The sequence below is a fragment of the Ramlibacter sp. AN1015 genome, assembly GCF_037726105.1.
Lineage (GTDB): Bacteria > Pseudomonadota > Gammaproteobacteria > Burkholderiales > Burkholderiaceae_C > Ramlibacter.
Map to the genome: position 1 here is coordinate 113,464 of NZ_JBBJUM010000008.1, position 13,273 is coordinate 126,736.

The following is a 13,273-nucleotide window of genomic DNA, read 5'->3' on the forward strand; positions in this document are numbered from 1 at the left end:
CCCGTTTCCTCAGGAGCTACTTCATGAAAATCGGCAAGGCGACCGCGCCTCGCTCGGCCATCTGCGCCTCGGACGAAGACCGCATCGTCGTGCGCGGTGCCGACCTGTCCGAAGAGCTGATCGGCAAGATCAACTTCGGCGACTACTTCCACCTGCTGGTCACCGGCCGCCGCGCCGATGCCGCGGCCAGCGAGGTGCTCAATGCCACGCTGGTGGCAATCGCCGAGCACGGCCTGGTGCCCAGCGTGCAGGCCGCGCGCATGACGATGGCGGCTGCGCCCGACGCCATGCAGGGCGCTGTGGCCGCCGGCATCCTCGGTTCGGGTTCGGTGATCCTGGGCGCCTCCGAGACGGCGGGCCGCCTGTACCTCGCCGTCGAAAAGGCGGCCGAGCAGCACGGGGGCGACCTGCGCGCCGCGGCGCACGCGGTCATCAGCGACCTGCGCGCGCGCCGCCAGCCGATCGCCGGCTATGGCCATCCCGAACACAAGAAGCGCGACCCGCGCGTCGGCGCGCTCTTCGACGTGTCGCTGCGCGCGGGCGGTGGTCAGCGGTATGTCGAGATCGCGAAGCTGGTCGAAGAGGTCATCCCCGCCATCGTCGGCAAGGAGCTCAAGCTCAACGTGTCCGGCGCCATTCCGGCCGTGCTGCTGGGCGTGGGCTTTCCGGTGAACGCGCTCAAGGGCGTGCCCATGCTGGCGCGCACCGCCAGCCTCATCGGCCACCTCAACGAAGAGCTGGAGGACCCGATCGGTTTTGCGCTCTCCTACCAGGCGACGCGCGAGTACGAGTACACCGGTCCCATGCCTGCGGCCGCGCCGAAACGGGGGGGCTCCGAATGACGCTGCCCCTGCAGGACGTGCGCGTCGTCGAGCACGGCACCTTCATCACCGGACCGGCGGCCTCCATGCTGCTGGCCGACCTCGGCGCCGACGTCGTCAAGGTCGAACTCCCCGGCTCGGGCGATCCGTTCCGGGCCTTCAAGGGCGGGCTCTACAGCCCGCACTTCCAGACCTACAACCGCAACAAGCGCAGCATCGCGCTGGACACGCGCAAGCCCGAGGACCTCGCGGCATTCGATGCGCTGGTCAAGGACGCGGACGTCTACATCCAGAACTTCCGCCCGGGTTTTGCCGAACAGATCGGCGCGGGTGAAGAGCGGCTGCGCGGCCTCAACGCGCGCCTGATCTACTGCGCCATCAGCGGCTTCGGCCCCGACGGCCCGTATCGCGACCGCCCGAGCTACGACACCGTGGCGCAGGCCGCGAGCGGCTTCCTGCGCCTGCTGGTCAACCCCGAGAACCCGCGCGTGGTGGGCCCGGCGCTGGCCGATGCGCTGACCGGCTTCTACGCGGCCTACGGCGTGCTCGGCGCGCTGCACCAGCGCAATGCCACCGGCGCCGGCAAGCGGGTCGAGGTCTCGATGTTCGAGGCCATGACGCACTTCAACCTCGATGCGTTCACGCACCTGTTCTCCGAGCGCGAGGTGATGGATCCGTACAGCCGCCCGCGCGTGTCGCAGTCGTATGCGCTGGAGTGCGCCGACGGCAAGTGGATCGCGCTGCACATGTCCTCGCCCGAGAAGTTCTGGCAGGGGCTGGCCACGGCCATGGAGCGCAAGGACATCTTCGACGACCCCCGATTCGCCACGCGCATGGCGCGCGTGCAGCACCACGAGGAGCTGATTCCGGTGCTGCAGGAGGTGTTCCGCAGGCACGACCGCGACGAGTGGTCGCGGCGCCTGCTGGCGCAGGACGTGCCGCACGCGCCGATGTACCGCACCGACGAGGTGCCCGAAGACCCGCAGGCGCAGCACCTGCAGCTGTTCGTGGACACCCACCACCCGGTGATGGGCGACTCGCGCACCGTGCGATCGCCCGTGTCCTTCGATGGCCGGCGTTCGCTGCAGGTGGACGCGCCGCCGACGCTCGGCGAACACGACGATCAACTACGCCACGGCTGGACGCCGCGCACCGCACGCAAGGAAGCACCATGAAGAACACCAACACCGCCCGTTCGCGACGCCTGCTGCTGCAGGCCCTGGGGCTGGGCGCCGTGGCGCTGCCGGCCCTCTCCTTTGCCCAGCAGGACTTCCCCAGCCGGCCGCTGCGCATGGTGGTGCCCTTCGGTGCCGGCACCACCACCGACATCGTCAGCCGCGTCATCGCCGAAGGCATGTCGCGCCCGCTCGGGCAGTCGGTGATCGTCGAGAACCGCGCGGGCGCCGGCGGCTCGATCGGCTCGGACCTGATCGCCAAGGGCGCGGCCGACGGCTACGGCATGGTCATGGGTACGGTGGGCACGCACGCGATCAACGCCACCCTGTTCAAGCGGCTGCCCTACGACCCGCTGCGCGACTTTGCGCCCATCGCCTTCGCCGGCTACACGCCGACGCTGCTGGTCGTGCCAGCCAACTCGCCGGCCAAGGACCTCAAGGGGCTCGCCGAGATGGCGCGCACCGGCCAGGTGAGCTTCGCCTCGGCCGGCAACGGCACCTCGGGCCATCTGGCGGGTGAGCTGCTCAAGGCGCGCCTGGGCGGCGAGATGGTGCACGTGCCCTACAAGGAAGGTGGCCTCGCCATGAGCGACGTCATGTCGGGCCAGGTGCAGTTCATGTTCTATCACCCGGCGGCCGTGATGCCCCACATCCGCAGCGGCAAGCTGCGCGCGCTCGGCGTATCCAGCGCGCGGCGCAGCGCCGCCGCGCCGGACGTGCCGACCATCCAGGAGCAGGGCTACGGCGACTTCGACCTCGTCGCCTGGTTCATGCTGTATGCGCACGCGAACACGCCGCCGGCGCAGCTGGCCAAGCTGCGCGACGCGGCCGCCCAGAGCCTGGCCGCGCCCGAGGTGGTGTCCAAGCTCAACGCGCAAGGGCTGGAGCTGCGCACCATGAAGCCCGACGAACTCGCGGCCTTCAACCGCAGCGAGATCGCCAAGTGGGCCGAGCTGGTCAAGCGCTCCGGCGCGCAAGTGGATTGAAACGGGGAGCACACGACATGACGAATCGCAGACACCTCCTGCACGCCGCCGGCGCGCTCGCACTGGCCGCCGCCGCCTTGCCGGCAGCGGCCCAGGCGCCGGCGTCCGGAACCTTCCCGACCAAGCCGATCCGCATCATCGTGCCCTACGCGCCCGGCGGCACCACCGACATCGTCGGACGGCGCATGGGCCAGCGCATGTCCGAGCTGCTCGGGCAGCCCGTGGTGGTCGAGAACCGCTCCGGCGCCAACACCGCCATCGGTGCCGAGGCAGTAGCCAAGGCGCCGGCCGACGGCTACACGCTGCTGTTCACCAACGACGCCACCTTCGTCGCCAACCCGGTGCTCTATCCCAAGCTGCCCTACGACGTGCAGCGCGACTTCACGCCGGTGGCGCCGGTCACCTACGTCGCGCTGGCACTGGTGGTGAACGCCAACGCGCCGGCCAAGGACATGAAGGAGCTCGCCGCGCTGCTGAAGACGCGCAAGGACCTGAGCTACGGCTCCTTCGGCGCCGGCAGCCAGCCGCACCTGATGGGCGAGATGCTCAAGACGCTGACCGGCTCCGACATGGTCCACGTGCCCTACAAGGGCGCAGGCCCGGCGGTGACCGACGTGCTGGGCGGCCAGATCCTGCTCACCTTCCCGGCCTTTCCCACCATCCAGGGCCACGTGAGCTCCGGCAAGCTCAGGGTGCTGGCCGTGAGCGGCGACAAGCGCGTGCCGCTGGTGCCCGACGTGCCGACCTTCACCGAAGCCGGCTTCAAGGAGATGGACATGGGCGCGTGGTACGGCTTCCTGGCGCCGGCGGGCACGCCCGCCGACGTGGTGGCCAAGCTCAATGCCACGGTGAACACCATCCTGGCCGACCGCGAGTTCGTCGAGAAGAACATGACCAGCCAGGGCATGGTCCCGATGACCTCGACACCGCAGCAGATGGCGGCCCTGATGCGCTCGGAGCTGCAGCGCACGGCCGACTACGTCAAGAAGTCCGGCGCCAAGGTGGAGTAGGGCGCGCCGGCCGACGCACGGGTTTTCAGCACAACGATTTCAACAGGAGACAAGCATGAACCACTCTCGTCGCGACCTTCTGGGCCTGGCCGCCGGCACGGCCGCCCTCGCGGTGCTGCCCGCCGCAGCACAGCAGCCGCCGATCCGCATCGGCAGCACCCTGGCGCTCACCGGCCCGCTGTCGCAGACGGCGATGGTCCACAAGCTGGTGGGCGACATCTATGTCGAGCAGCTCAATGCGCGCGGCGGCCTGCTCGGGCGCAAGGTGGAGTGGATCGTGAAGGACGACCAGTCCAAGCCCGACCTGGCCCGCACCTTGTACGAGCAGCTGGTCACCTCGGACAAGGTCGATCTGCTGATGGGTCCCTATGCCACCGGCGCCATCCTGTCCGCCATGGGGGTCGCACAGCGCCACGGCAAGGTGCTGGTGCACCACACGTTCGGCATCCCGTCGATGGCCAAGTACGAGCGGCAGTTTCCCGCCTGGTCGCTGGGGCCGAAGCCGCAGGAGACGGTGCCCAACACCCTGTTCGACGCGCTGGCTGCCTCGCCCAAGCCGCCCAAGACCATCGCCATCGTCACCAGCAAGTTCCCCTCCATCCACTACATGTCCCTGGGCGGGCGCGAGGTGGCCAAGAAGCGCGGGCTGCAGGAGGTGCTGTTCCTCGAGTGGGAGTTCGGCAACCGCGACTTCGGCCCCATCGCCGCGCGCGTGAAGGACGCCAAGCCCGACCTCGTGTGGATGGGCGACATCGGGCTGGAAGGCAACATGCTGCTCGATGCGATGAAGAAGATCGACTACACGCCGCCGCTGCACTTCCACCTCTATCCGGCGCCCGGCCCCATGAGCAAGGCGGCCGATGGCAACAACGCGCTGGCCGTGACCATCTTCGAGGAGCACCCGCCCTTTACCAGCAACCCGACGGCCGCCAACTTCGTCAAGGCGTTCAACGAGCGCGCCACGCAGGCCAAGCTGCCGGAGACCAGCGTCGAGGTGCAGGCCGCGGCCTCGTACTCGGCCTGGCAGATCCTGGAGGCGGGCGTGCGCGGCGCCAACAGCCTGGAGGACAAGGCCATCGCCGACTGGCTGAACAAGAACAAGGTGGACACCATCCAGGGCACCCTGCGCTTCGACGGTCCCGGCAACTACGGCGACGACCTCATGAAGATCAAGCAGGTGCAGGATGGCAAATGGGTCGTGGTCTGGCCCAAGGCCGCCGCCGCTCCCGGTGCCTCGCTGAAGGTCAACTGAGGACGCGCCCCCGATGACCCTGCCCAGCCTGAACCTGCTGCTGCAGTCCATCCTGTCCGGCATCTTCATCGGCAGCCTGTACGGCCTCATCGGCCTCGGGCTGGGCCTGACCTGGGGCCTGCTGCGCCAGATCAACCTGGCGCACTTCGGGCTGCTGTTCCTGGCGGCCTACCTCAGCTACCACATGGCCAGCGCCTGGGGCATCGACCCGCTGGTGGGGCTGCTGGTGCTGCCGCCGCTGTTCTTCGTACTGGGCGCCGGCATGCAGTGGGTGCTCGCGCGCTTCGACATCACGCCGTTCAATTCGCTGCTGGTCACCTTCGGCGTGACGGTGGTCCTCGAGAGCGCCATCCAGGGCGTCTGGACAGCCGATTTCCGCAAGCTGGAGTCGCGCTACGCCGAAATGAAGTTCACCGTCGGCGGCCTCTACGTGCCGGTGCCCGAACTCCTCACGCTGGTGCTGGCCGTGTCGATCTCCCTGGCGGTGTGGGCGGCCATGCGCTACACCGACCTGGGCAAGGCGCTGCGCGCCATGGCCGAAGACCCGCGCATCGCCGCCGCGTACGGCGTCAACGAGCGCGTGCTCTCGCTGATCCTGGCGGGCCTGGTGGCGGCGCTCGCGGCGGTCGCCGGGGTCTGCCTCGCGCTGAGCTTCGCGCTCACGCCTTCGCAGATCTTCGCCTGGGTCGGCGTGGTGTTCGCGGCGGTGATGATCGGCGGGCTGGGCAGTGCGCTGGGCCCGCTGCTCGCGGGCATGCTGATCGGCGTGAGCGAGGCCATCACCATGGCCGTGACCTCCCCCTCGTGGGCGCCGATCGTCTCCTTCTCGCTGCTGATCGCGCTGCTGCTGCTGCGCCCCAACCGCCTGCGCTGAGCCTCGCCGATGTCCGCTTCCACGAACCGTCCGGTCGTCCTGCTGCTCGCCGCCGGCGCGCTACTGGCCACGCTGCCCTGGCTGGGCCTGCCGGCTTTCTACGAGTCGCTGCTCTACCTGGTGTGCCACTGGGTGGTGCTGGCGATGTCCTGGAACATCCTGTCCGGCTACTCGGGCTATTTCTCCTTCGGCCACGGCGCGTTCTTCGGCGTAGGCATGTATACGACCGCGGTGCTGTCGGCCAAGGGCGGATGGCCGTTCCTGGCCACGCTGCCGCTGGCGTTCGCGGTGCCCGCGCTGCTGGGCGTGGCGCTGGGCGCGGTGGTGTTCCGGGTCAAGTCGGTGCGCGGCGAGCTGTTCGCGCTGCTCACACTGGCGGTGACCTTCGTGGTAGCCACCATCATCATCAACACGCCGATCGACGGCGGGCCCGGCGTGTACCTCAACGCGGTGGACGTGCCCGCACTGGGGCCGAACGCCTCCTCCTCGCTGTACCTGCTGGCGCTGGCGGCGGCCGTGGGCACGGCGATCGTCGCGCTGCGCGTGCAGCGCTCCAAGCTGGGCACGGGCCTGTTCGCCATCCACGACGACGAGGACGTAGCCGAAGTGATGGGGGTGCCCACCTACCGGTACAAGCTGCTCGCCGTCGCCATCTCGAGTGGCCTGGCCGGCATCGCCGGCGGCATCCACGCGCTGTTCATCCAGTACGTCACCGTCAGCGAGACCTTCAACATCACGGTGCCGCTCACGGTGGTCCTCATGAGCGTGCTCGGCGGCAGCCGCCACTGGGCGGGGCCGGCACTCGGCGCGGTGTTCATCACCGGGCTGCTGTACTACTTCACCGCGGGCAACAGCCCGCTGCTGGGGAAGGCGGCGGTGGGCGCCATCCTGGTGCTGGTGATCCTGTTCATGCCCAACGGCATCATGGGCGCGGTGGCCAAGCGCTGGCCGGCGCGGCGCTCGCCGATCCCGCAGCAGGCCGCGGCGGTACGCGCGGTGGCGCAGCCGGTGTCGCAGGCAGGCGCGGCTGCCGGTGCGCCGCTGCTGGAGGTCAGCGGCCTGTCCAAGGCCTTCCGCGGCGTCCAGGCCCTCGACGGCGTCACGCTCGAGGTGCGTCGCGGCGAGATCCTGGGCCTGCTGGGCCCGAACGGTTCGGGCAAATCGACTTTCATCAACGTGGTGAGCGGGCATTTCGCGCCCACGGCAGGCGAAGTGAAATTCGAAGGCCGCAGCCTCGCCGGCCTCGACGCGCACCAGATCGCGCGCAGCGGCATCGCCCGCACCTACCAGATCCCGCGGCCCTTCGCGCACATGACGGTGCTGCAGAACGTCGCGCTGGTGGCGCATTTCGGCAGCGCCGGGCTGACGCGCGAGCAGGCCGAGCACGAGGCCTGGACCTGGCTCGAGTTCACCGGGCTCAAGGACAAGGCGCACGCGCTGCCCGACGACATCAACCTGCACCAGCGCAAGTTCCTCGAGCTGGCGCGCGCGCTGGCCGCGCGGCCGCGGCTGGTGCTGCTCGACGAGGTGCTCTCGGGCCTCACGCCCGGCGAGATCAACGAGGCCATCGAGCTGATCCGCCGCATCCGCGACCAGGGCTCCACCATCGTCTTCGTCGAGCACGTCATGCGTGCCGTGATGGCACTGGCCGACCGGGTCGCGGTGTTCAACCACGGCAAGCTGCTGGCCATCGGCGACAAGCAGGCCGTCATGACCGACCCCGAGGTGGTGAAGGCCTATCTCGGGTCCGCGCCGGCCGAATCGCAGGCCGAGGCCGCGGGCGTGGGAGCCGAGCATGCTTGAGGTCAGCCACATTTCGGCGCGCTACGGCGCCGCGGCGGCACTGTGGGACGTGAGCCTGCAGGTGGGGGAAGGGGAGCTGGTCTGCGTCGTGGGCCCGAACGGCGCCGGCAAGACCACGCTGATCAACGCGATCGCCGGCCTGCACCCGGTGCACGAAGGCCGCATCCGCTTCGCCGGGCGGGACATCACCCAGCTGGCGGGCCACCGCTTCTGCGAGGCGGGCATCGCCATCGTGCCGGAGGGGCGGCGCCTGTTCACCGGCATGAGCGTGCGCGACAACCTCGAGCTGGGAAGCTACATCCCGCGCGCCAAGGCCCGTCGCCGCGACACATTCGACCGGGTGCTGGCGCTGTTCCCCGTGCTCGAAGCCAAGCTGCACCAGCAGGCGGGCGCGCTCTCGGGCGGGCAGCAGCAGATGGTGGCGATCGGCCGCGCCCTCATGGCCTGTCCGCAGATGCTGCTGCTGGACGAGCCGTCGCTGGGCCTGTCGCCGCTGGTGGTGCAGGACATGTTCCGTGCGATCCGCGAAGTGAACGCGCAGGGCACCTCCGTCCTGCTGGTCGAGCAGAACGTGCACATGGCCATGTCGCTCGCGCGCCGCGCCTACGTGGTGGAAGAGGGGCGCATCGTCGCGCAGGGGCCGGCTGCCGAACTGCTCGAGCGTCCCGAGATCCAGCGCGCCTACCTGGGGCTGGAAACCCAGTGACGCGTGCGCCTCGGTCCGAGGCTTCCCGGCCGCACGCTGCTGCCTGAATCGCTTCGCTGAGCACACTCGCGGCCTGCGGCCTGCGGCACGCGCCCGCACGGGCAGCGCGCCAACGCGCCCACAGCCGTCCCTATACTGCCGGGCGATGGAAGCGTGGTTGCAAGCAGCGATGGCCTGGCTGGCCCTGCCCCAGTTCGGGCTCAGCACGCTTTTTCTGGTGTCGTTCCTCTCGGCGACGCTGCTGCCCATGGGCTCCGAGCCGGCGCTTTTCGGGCTGCTCAAGCTCAATCCCGATCTGTTCTGGGTGGCGATCCTGGTGGCGACCGCCGGCAACACCCTGGGCGGCATGCTCGACTGGTGGCTCGGCTACGGCACGCACCAGGTGGTCGACAAGTGGAAACATTCGAGCGTGCACGTGCGCGCGCTCGATTGGCTCGAGCGGCTCGGTCCCAAGGCCTGCCTGCTGTCGTGGCTGCCGCTGGTGGGCGATCCGCTGTGCGCGGTGGCCGGCTGGCTCAAGCTGCCGTTCTGGCCGTGCACCTTCTACATGATGGTCGGCAAGTTCCTGCGCTACCTCACGATGACCTGGGTGCTGCTGCAGTTCTTCCCCGGCCAGATCTGAGCCGCCGCCGCCCGCCCCGCGCACGGGCCTGCGAGTCGACCCGCCCATCCGTCGCCAAACAGCGACAAAAGCCGCAGAACATTTCGCGTCCCAAAAAGCGCAGCGCCTACAATCGTGCCTCTTTTTTCAGCAGTGCCAGGCTTCCCCCCACCCCATGCAGATCGGCCCGTACACACTGGCGAACTCCCTGTTCGTGGCCCCCATGGCGGGGGTGACCGACCGGCCCTTCCGGCAGCTGTGCCGCCGCCTCGGAGCGGGCTACGCGGTCAGCGAGATGGTGACTTCCCGGCGCGAGTTGTGGAACAGCCTGAAGACCTCGCGCCGGGCCGACCACGCCGGAGAGCCGGGGCCGATCGCGGTGCAGATCGCCGGCACCGACGCGGCGATGATGGCCGAGGCCGCGGTCTACAACGTGCAGCGCGGCGCCCAGATCATCGACATCAACATGGGCTGCCCGGCCAAGAAGGTCTGCAACAAATGGGCGGGTTCGGCCCTGATGCAGGACGAGGCGCTGGCCGTGTCCATCGCCCGCGCGGTGGTCGAGGCCTGCGCGCCCGAGGGCGTGCCGGTGACGCTGAAGATGCGCACCGGCTGGTGCCGGGCGCAGCGCAACGCCGTCGCGCTGGCCCGCGCGTTCGAGGACGTGGGCATCCGCATGCTCACCGTGCACGGACGCACCCGCGAGCAGGGTTACCGCGGCGAGGCCGAGCACGAGACCGTGGCGGCCGTGAAGGCCGCCGTGCGCATTCCGGTGGTCGCCAACGGCGACATCGATTCGCCGCAGCGCGCGCGCGACGTGCTCGCGGCTACCGGCGCCGACGCGATCATGATCGGCCGCGCGGCGCAGGGGCGCCCCTGGATCTTTCGTGAGATCGGGCATTTCCTGGCCACCGGCACGCTGCTGGCACCCCCACTCGTCGGCGAGGTCAAGCGGCTGCTGCTCGAACACCTGCAGGACCACTACGGCCTGTACGGCGAGTTCACCGGCGTGCGCAGCGCCCGCAAGCACATCGGTTGGTACGTGCGCTCGCTGCCCGGCGGCGAGGAGCTGCGAGAGGCCATCAACCGGGTGGAGGACTGCACCTCCCAGTCGCGCATGGTGGCCGACTACTTCGACCAGCTCGCCCTCGTGACGGACCGCCTGCCCGAACTCGGTCCGCAGGACGAGGGCGACCACGATGAACAACGCGCCCATTCCAGCGCAGAAGACGCATGAGCAAGAAACACATCGAGGAGTGCGTGCGCACCAGCCTGGAGGGCTACTTCCGGGACCTGCGCGGCATCGAGCCCAACGACATGTACGAGATGCTGGTGAAGGTGGTCGAGAAGCCCCTGCTCGAAGTCGTCATGGCCAAGGCCGACCAGAACCAGTCGCGCGCGGCCGAGTGGCTGGGCCTGAACCGCAACACGCTGCGCAAGAAGCTCCTGGAGCACAAGCTCCTGAAATAACAACACCATGAACGCACTCCTTTCCGTCTCCGACAAGACCGGCGTCGTCGATTTCGCGCGCGCACTGCACGCCCTGGGCATCCGCCTCATCTCCACCGGCGGCACGGCGCGCCTGCTGCAGGACGCCGGGTTGCCGGTCACCGAGGTGGCCGAGCTCACGGGCTTCCCGGAGATGCTGGACGGCCGCGTCAAGACCCTGCACCCGAAGGTGCACGGCGGCCTGCTGGCGCGGCGCGACCTGCCGGAGCACCGGGCGGCGCTGCAGGCGCATGGAATCGAAGCCATCGACCTGCTGGTGGTGAACCTGTATCCGTTCGAGGCCACCGTGGCAAAGCCAGGATGCACGCTGGAGGACGCCATCGAGAACATCGACATCGGCGGCCCGGCCATGGTCCGAAGCGCCGCCAAGAACTGGAAGGATGTCGGCGTGCTCACCGATGCGTCGCAGTACGCGCCGGTGCTGCAGGAGCTGCAGACTTCCAGCGCCCTGTCGGACAGGACGCGCTTCGCGCTTTCGGTGGCCGCCTTCAACCGCATCAGCAATTACGACGCCGCGATCAGCGACTATCTCTCCAGTCTGCAGTGGAGCGAAGACGGCAGTGCTGCCACGCGCGCGATGTTCCCGGCCCAGGCCAATGGCCGCTTCGTCAAGCTGCAGGATCTGCGCTATGGCGAGAACCCGCACCAGCAGGCCGCCTACTACCGCGACCTGCACCCGGCTCCGGGCTCGCTGGTCACCGGCGTGCAGCTGCAAGGCAAGGAGCTTTCCTACAACAACATCGCCGACGCCGACGCGGCCTGGGAGTGCGTCAAGGGCTTCGACGTGCCGGCCTGCGTGATCGTCAAGCACGCCAACCCCTGCGGCGTGGCGATCGGCGAGAGCGCCCTGCAGGCCTATGACAAGGCCTTCAAGACCGACCCCACCTCGGCCTTCGGCGGCATCATCGCCTTCAACCGTCCGCTCGACGGCGCGGCAGCGCAGGCCGTGGCCCGGCAGTTCGTCGAGGTGCTGATCGCGACCGACTTCACGCCCGAGGCGCTGGAGGTGTTCAAGGCCAAGGCCAACGTGCGCCTGATGAAGATCGCACTGCCCCCGGGCGGCGCCACCGACTGGGCGCGCGGGCAGAACCTGATGGACATCAAGCGCGTGGGCTCGGGGCTGCTGATGCAGACGGCCGACAATCACGCGCTGCAGCCGTCCGAGCTGAAGGTGGTGAGCCGCGCGCAGCCCACGCCGCAGCAGCTGCAGGACCTGCTCTTCGCATGGAAGGTGGCCAAGTACGTCAAGTCCAACGCCATCGTCTTCTGCAAGGACGGCATGACCATGGGCGTGGGCGCCGGGCAGATGTCGCGGCTCGATTCGGCCCGCATCGCCAGCATCAAGGCGCAGCACGCCGGGCTGTCGCTGCAGGACACGGCGGTGGCGAGCGACGCCTTCTTCCCCTTCCGCGACGGCCTCGACGTGGTGGTGGACGCCGGTGCGCGCTGTGTCATCCAGCCGGGAGGATCGATGCGCGACGCCGAGGTGATCGCCGCGGCCGACGAGCGCGGCGTGGTGATGGTGTTCTCCGGCGTGCGGCACTTCCGCCACTGAACGAGCGCGCAGCGCACCGCGCCCAGCTGCTGCGGCTCGCATGCGCATCGCCACCTGGAACATCAACGACGTCCGGACGCGGCTCGCGTTGCTGCTGGCATGGCTGGAGGCCACGCGGCCCGACGTCGTGGCGCTGCAGGAGATCAAGTGCACCGACGCGCAGTTTCCGCGCGAGGCCCTGCGTGCCGCCGGCTACGGGGCACTGGTGGTGGGCCAGCGCACCTGGCACGGCGTGGCCCTGCTGGCGCGTGGGGCGGAGCCGCTGGAGATCCGCCGCGTCCTGCCCGGCGATCCGGAGGACCGCGAAGCGCGCTATCTCGAAGCCGCGGTGCACGGGATGGTCGTCGCCTCGCTGTATCTGCCCAATGGCAATCCCTGTCCCGGCCCACGCTTCGACTACAAGCTCGCGTGGTTCGAGCGCCTGATCGCGCACGCGCGGAGCCTGTGGCGCAGCGGCCATCCGGTGGTGCTTGCCGGCGACTTCAACGTGGTGCCGACCGATGCCGACATCTACGCGCCCGCGACCTGGCGCGACAACGCGCTGCTGCAGCCGCAGGCGCGGACGGCCTACGCGCGCCTGCTGCGACAGGGCTGGTGGGACGTGCTGCGGCGGCTGCATCCGCAGGGGGCGCCCTTCACCTTCTGGGATTACCGCCGCAACCGGTGGGAGCGCAATGCCGGCCTGCGCATCGACCACCTGCTGGTCAGCCGCGGCCTGCGCGAGCGGCTGGCGGACGCGGGGGTCGATCGCGAGGTGCGCGGCATCGAAGGCGCGAGCGACCATGCGCCGGTGTGGCTCCAGCTGGACGCGCTCGCGTAGGGCGGCCAGTCCGCGCGGCGCCGCCAGCGGCGTTCACCGTTGGCAGGGGAGCACGGCGCGCGTCGAGGGACTGACGATCCGGCCAGATCCCGATCAGCGGACGCACCCCTCCTCGCTGGCGTGGAGGCGCCGCGCCGTGCCTGTCTCCCGGCGCCTCGCCA

At 69.6% G+C, this 13,273-nt stretch carries 13 protein-coding genes; all 13 read left to right on the forward strand.

What is annotated here, in order from left to right; genetic code table 11:
• Nucleotides 1-23 precede the first annotated feature (23 nt).
• The 13 genes from WG922_RS14165 (at nucleotide 24) to WG922_RS14225 (ending at nucleotide 13,112) form a co-directional block, all read left to right on the forward strand.
• Nucleotides 24-842 (forward strand): citryl-CoA lyase, encoded by an 819-nt coding sequence (locus tag WG922_RS14165; protein ID WP_340283352.1) that lies wholly within the window; start codon nucleotides 24-26, stop codon nucleotides 840-842.
• Nucleotides 839-1,996 carry a CaiB/BaiF CoA transferase family protein gene (locus WG922_RS14170; RefSeq protein WP_340283353.1) on the forward strand — a complete coding sequence of 386 codons (1,158 nt, stop codon included), beginning with the start codon at nucleotides 839-841 and terminating at the stop codon, nucleotides 1,994-1,996. The genes WG922_RS14165 and WG922_RS14170 overlap by 4 nt, the downstream gene beginning before the upstream one ends.
• Nucleotides 1,993-2,982: a Bug family tripartite tricarboxylate transporter substrate binding protein gene (locus WG922_RS14175; protein ID WP_340283354.1), complete on the forward strand. Its 990-nt coding sequence runs from the start codon at nucleotides 1,993-1,995 to the stop codon at nucleotides 2,980-2,982. Before WG922_RS14170 ends, WG922_RS14175 begins: the two co-directional genes overlap by 4 nt.
• Nucleotides 2,983-2,999: 17 nt before the next feature.
• On the forward strand, nucleotides 3,000-3,992 hold the full coding sequence (locus WG922_RS14180) for a Bug family tripartite tricarboxylate transporter substrate binding protein (protein ID WP_340283355.1): 993 nt from the start codon (nucleotides 3,000-3,002) through the stop codon (nucleotides 3,990-3,992).
• Between the two features lie 55 nt (nucleotides 3,993-4,047).
• Complete coding sequence (locus tag WG922_RS14185) at nucleotides 4,048-5,244, forward strand: amino acid ABC transporter substrate-binding protein (protein WP_340283356.1); 1,197 nt, start codon at nucleotides 4,048-4,050, stop codon at nucleotides 5,242-5,244.
• A gap of 13 nt (nucleotides 5,245-5,257) precedes the next feature.
• A complete protein-coding gene (locus WG922_RS14190; RefSeq protein ID WP_340283357.1) occupies nucleotides 5,258-6,118 on the forward strand; it encodes a branched-chain amino acid ABC transporter permease in 861 nt (286 codons plus the stop codon).
• Nucleotides 6,119-6,127: 9 nt separating this feature from the next.
• Complete coding sequence (locus WG922_RS14195) at nucleotides 6,128-7,921, forward strand: branched-chain amino acid ABC transporter ATP-binding protein/permease (RefSeq protein ID WP_340283358.1); 1,794 nt, start codon at nucleotides 6,128-6,130, stop codon at nucleotides 7,919-7,921.
• Complete coding sequence (locus tag WG922_RS14200) at nucleotides 7,914-8,627, forward strand: ABC transporter ATP-binding protein (protein ID WP_340283359.1); 714 nt, start codon at nucleotides 7,914-7,916, stop codon at nucleotides 8,625-8,627. The genes WG922_RS14195 and WG922_RS14200 overlap by 8 nt, the downstream gene beginning before the upstream one ends.
• 145 nt (nucleotides 8,628-8,772) lie before the next feature.
• A complete protein-coding gene (locus WG922_RS14205; protein ID WP_340283360.1) occupies nucleotides 8,773-9,249 on the forward strand; it encodes a YqaA family protein in 477 nt (158 codons plus the stop codon).
• 154 nt (nucleotides 9,250-9,403) lie between these two features.
• On the forward strand, nucleotides 9,404-10,465 hold the full coding sequence (gene dusB / locus WG922_RS14210; protein WP_340283361.1) for a tRNA dihydrouridine synthase DusB: 1,062 nt from the start codon (nucleotides 9,404-9,406) through the stop codon (nucleotides 10,463-10,465).
• On the forward strand, nucleotides 10,462-10,698 hold the full coding sequence (locus WG922_RS14215; protein WP_340283362.1) for a Fis family transcriptional regulator: 237 nt from the start codon (nucleotides 10,462-10,464) through the stop codon (nucleotides 10,696-10,698). Before dusB ends, WG922_RS14215 begins: the two co-directional genes overlap by 4 nt.
• Nucleotides 10,699-10,705: 7 nt before the next feature.
• On the forward strand, nucleotides 10,706-12,292 hold the full coding sequence (purH, locus tag WG922_RS14220; RefSeq protein ID WP_340283363.1) for a bifunctional phosphoribosylaminoimidazolecarboxamide formyltransferase/IMP cyclohydrolase: 1,587 nt from the start codon (nucleotides 10,706-10,708) through the stop codon (nucleotides 12,290-12,292).
• Between the two features lie 40 nt (nucleotides 12,293-12,332).
• Nucleotides 12,333-13,112, forward strand: coding sequence for an exodeoxyribonuclease III (locus tag WG922_RS14225; RefSeq protein WP_340283364.1), 780 nt, complete (start codon nucleotides 12,333-12,335; stop codon nucleotides 13,110-13,112).
• The last annotated feature ends 161 nt before the right edge of the window (nucleotides 13,113-13,273 follow it).

Coding starts and splice junctions, on each gene's coding strand:
- WG922_RS14165 (WP_340283352.1), top strand. CDS start 24: ATGAAAATCGGCAAGGCGACCGCGCCTCGCTCGGCCATCTGCGCCTCG.
- WG922_RS14170 (WP_340283353.1), top strand. CDS start 839: ATGACGCTGCCCCTGCAGGACGTGCGCGTCGTCGAGCACGGCACCTTC.
- WG922_RS14175 (WP_340283354.1), top strand. CDS start 1,993: ATGAAGAACACCAACACCGCCCGTTCGCGACGCCTGCTGCTGCAGGCC.
- WG922_RS14180 (WP_340283355.1), top strand. CDS start 3,000: ATGACGAATCGCAGACACCTCCTGCACGCCGCCGGCGCGCTCGCACTG.
- WG922_RS14185 (WP_340283356.1), top strand. CDS start 4,048: ATGAACCACTCTCGTCGCGACCTTCTGGGCCTGGCCGCCGGCACGGCC.
- WG922_RS14190 (WP_340283357.1), top strand. CDS start 5,258: ATGACCCTGCCCAGCCTGAACCTGCTGCTGCAGTCCATCCTGTCCGGC.
- WG922_RS14195 (WP_340283358.1), top strand. CDS start 6,128: ATGTCCGCTTCCACGAACCGTCCGGTCGTCCTGCTGCTCGCCGCCGGC.
- WG922_RS14200 (WP_340283359.1), top strand. CDS start 7,914: ATGCTTGAGGTCAGCCACATTTCGGCGCGCTACGGCGCCGCGGCGGCA.
- WG922_RS14205 (WP_340283360.1), top strand. CDS start 8,773: ATGGAAGCGTGGTTGCAAGCAGCGATGGCCTGGCTGGCCCTGCCCCAG.
- dusB (WP_340283361.1), top strand. CDS start 9,404: ATGCAGATCGGCCCGTACACACTGGCGAACTCCCTGTTCGTGGCCCCC.
- WG922_RS14215 (WP_340283362.1), top strand. CDS start 10,462: ATGAGCAAGAAACACATCGAGGAGTGCGTGCGCACCAGCCTGGAGGGC.
- purH (WP_340283363.1), top strand. CDS start 10,706: ATGAACGCACTCCTTTCCGTCTCCGACAAGACCGGCGTCGTCGATTTC.
- WG922_RS14225 (WP_340283364.1), top strand. CDS start 12,333: ATGCGCATCGCCACCTGGAACATCAACGACGTCCGGACGCGGCTCGCG.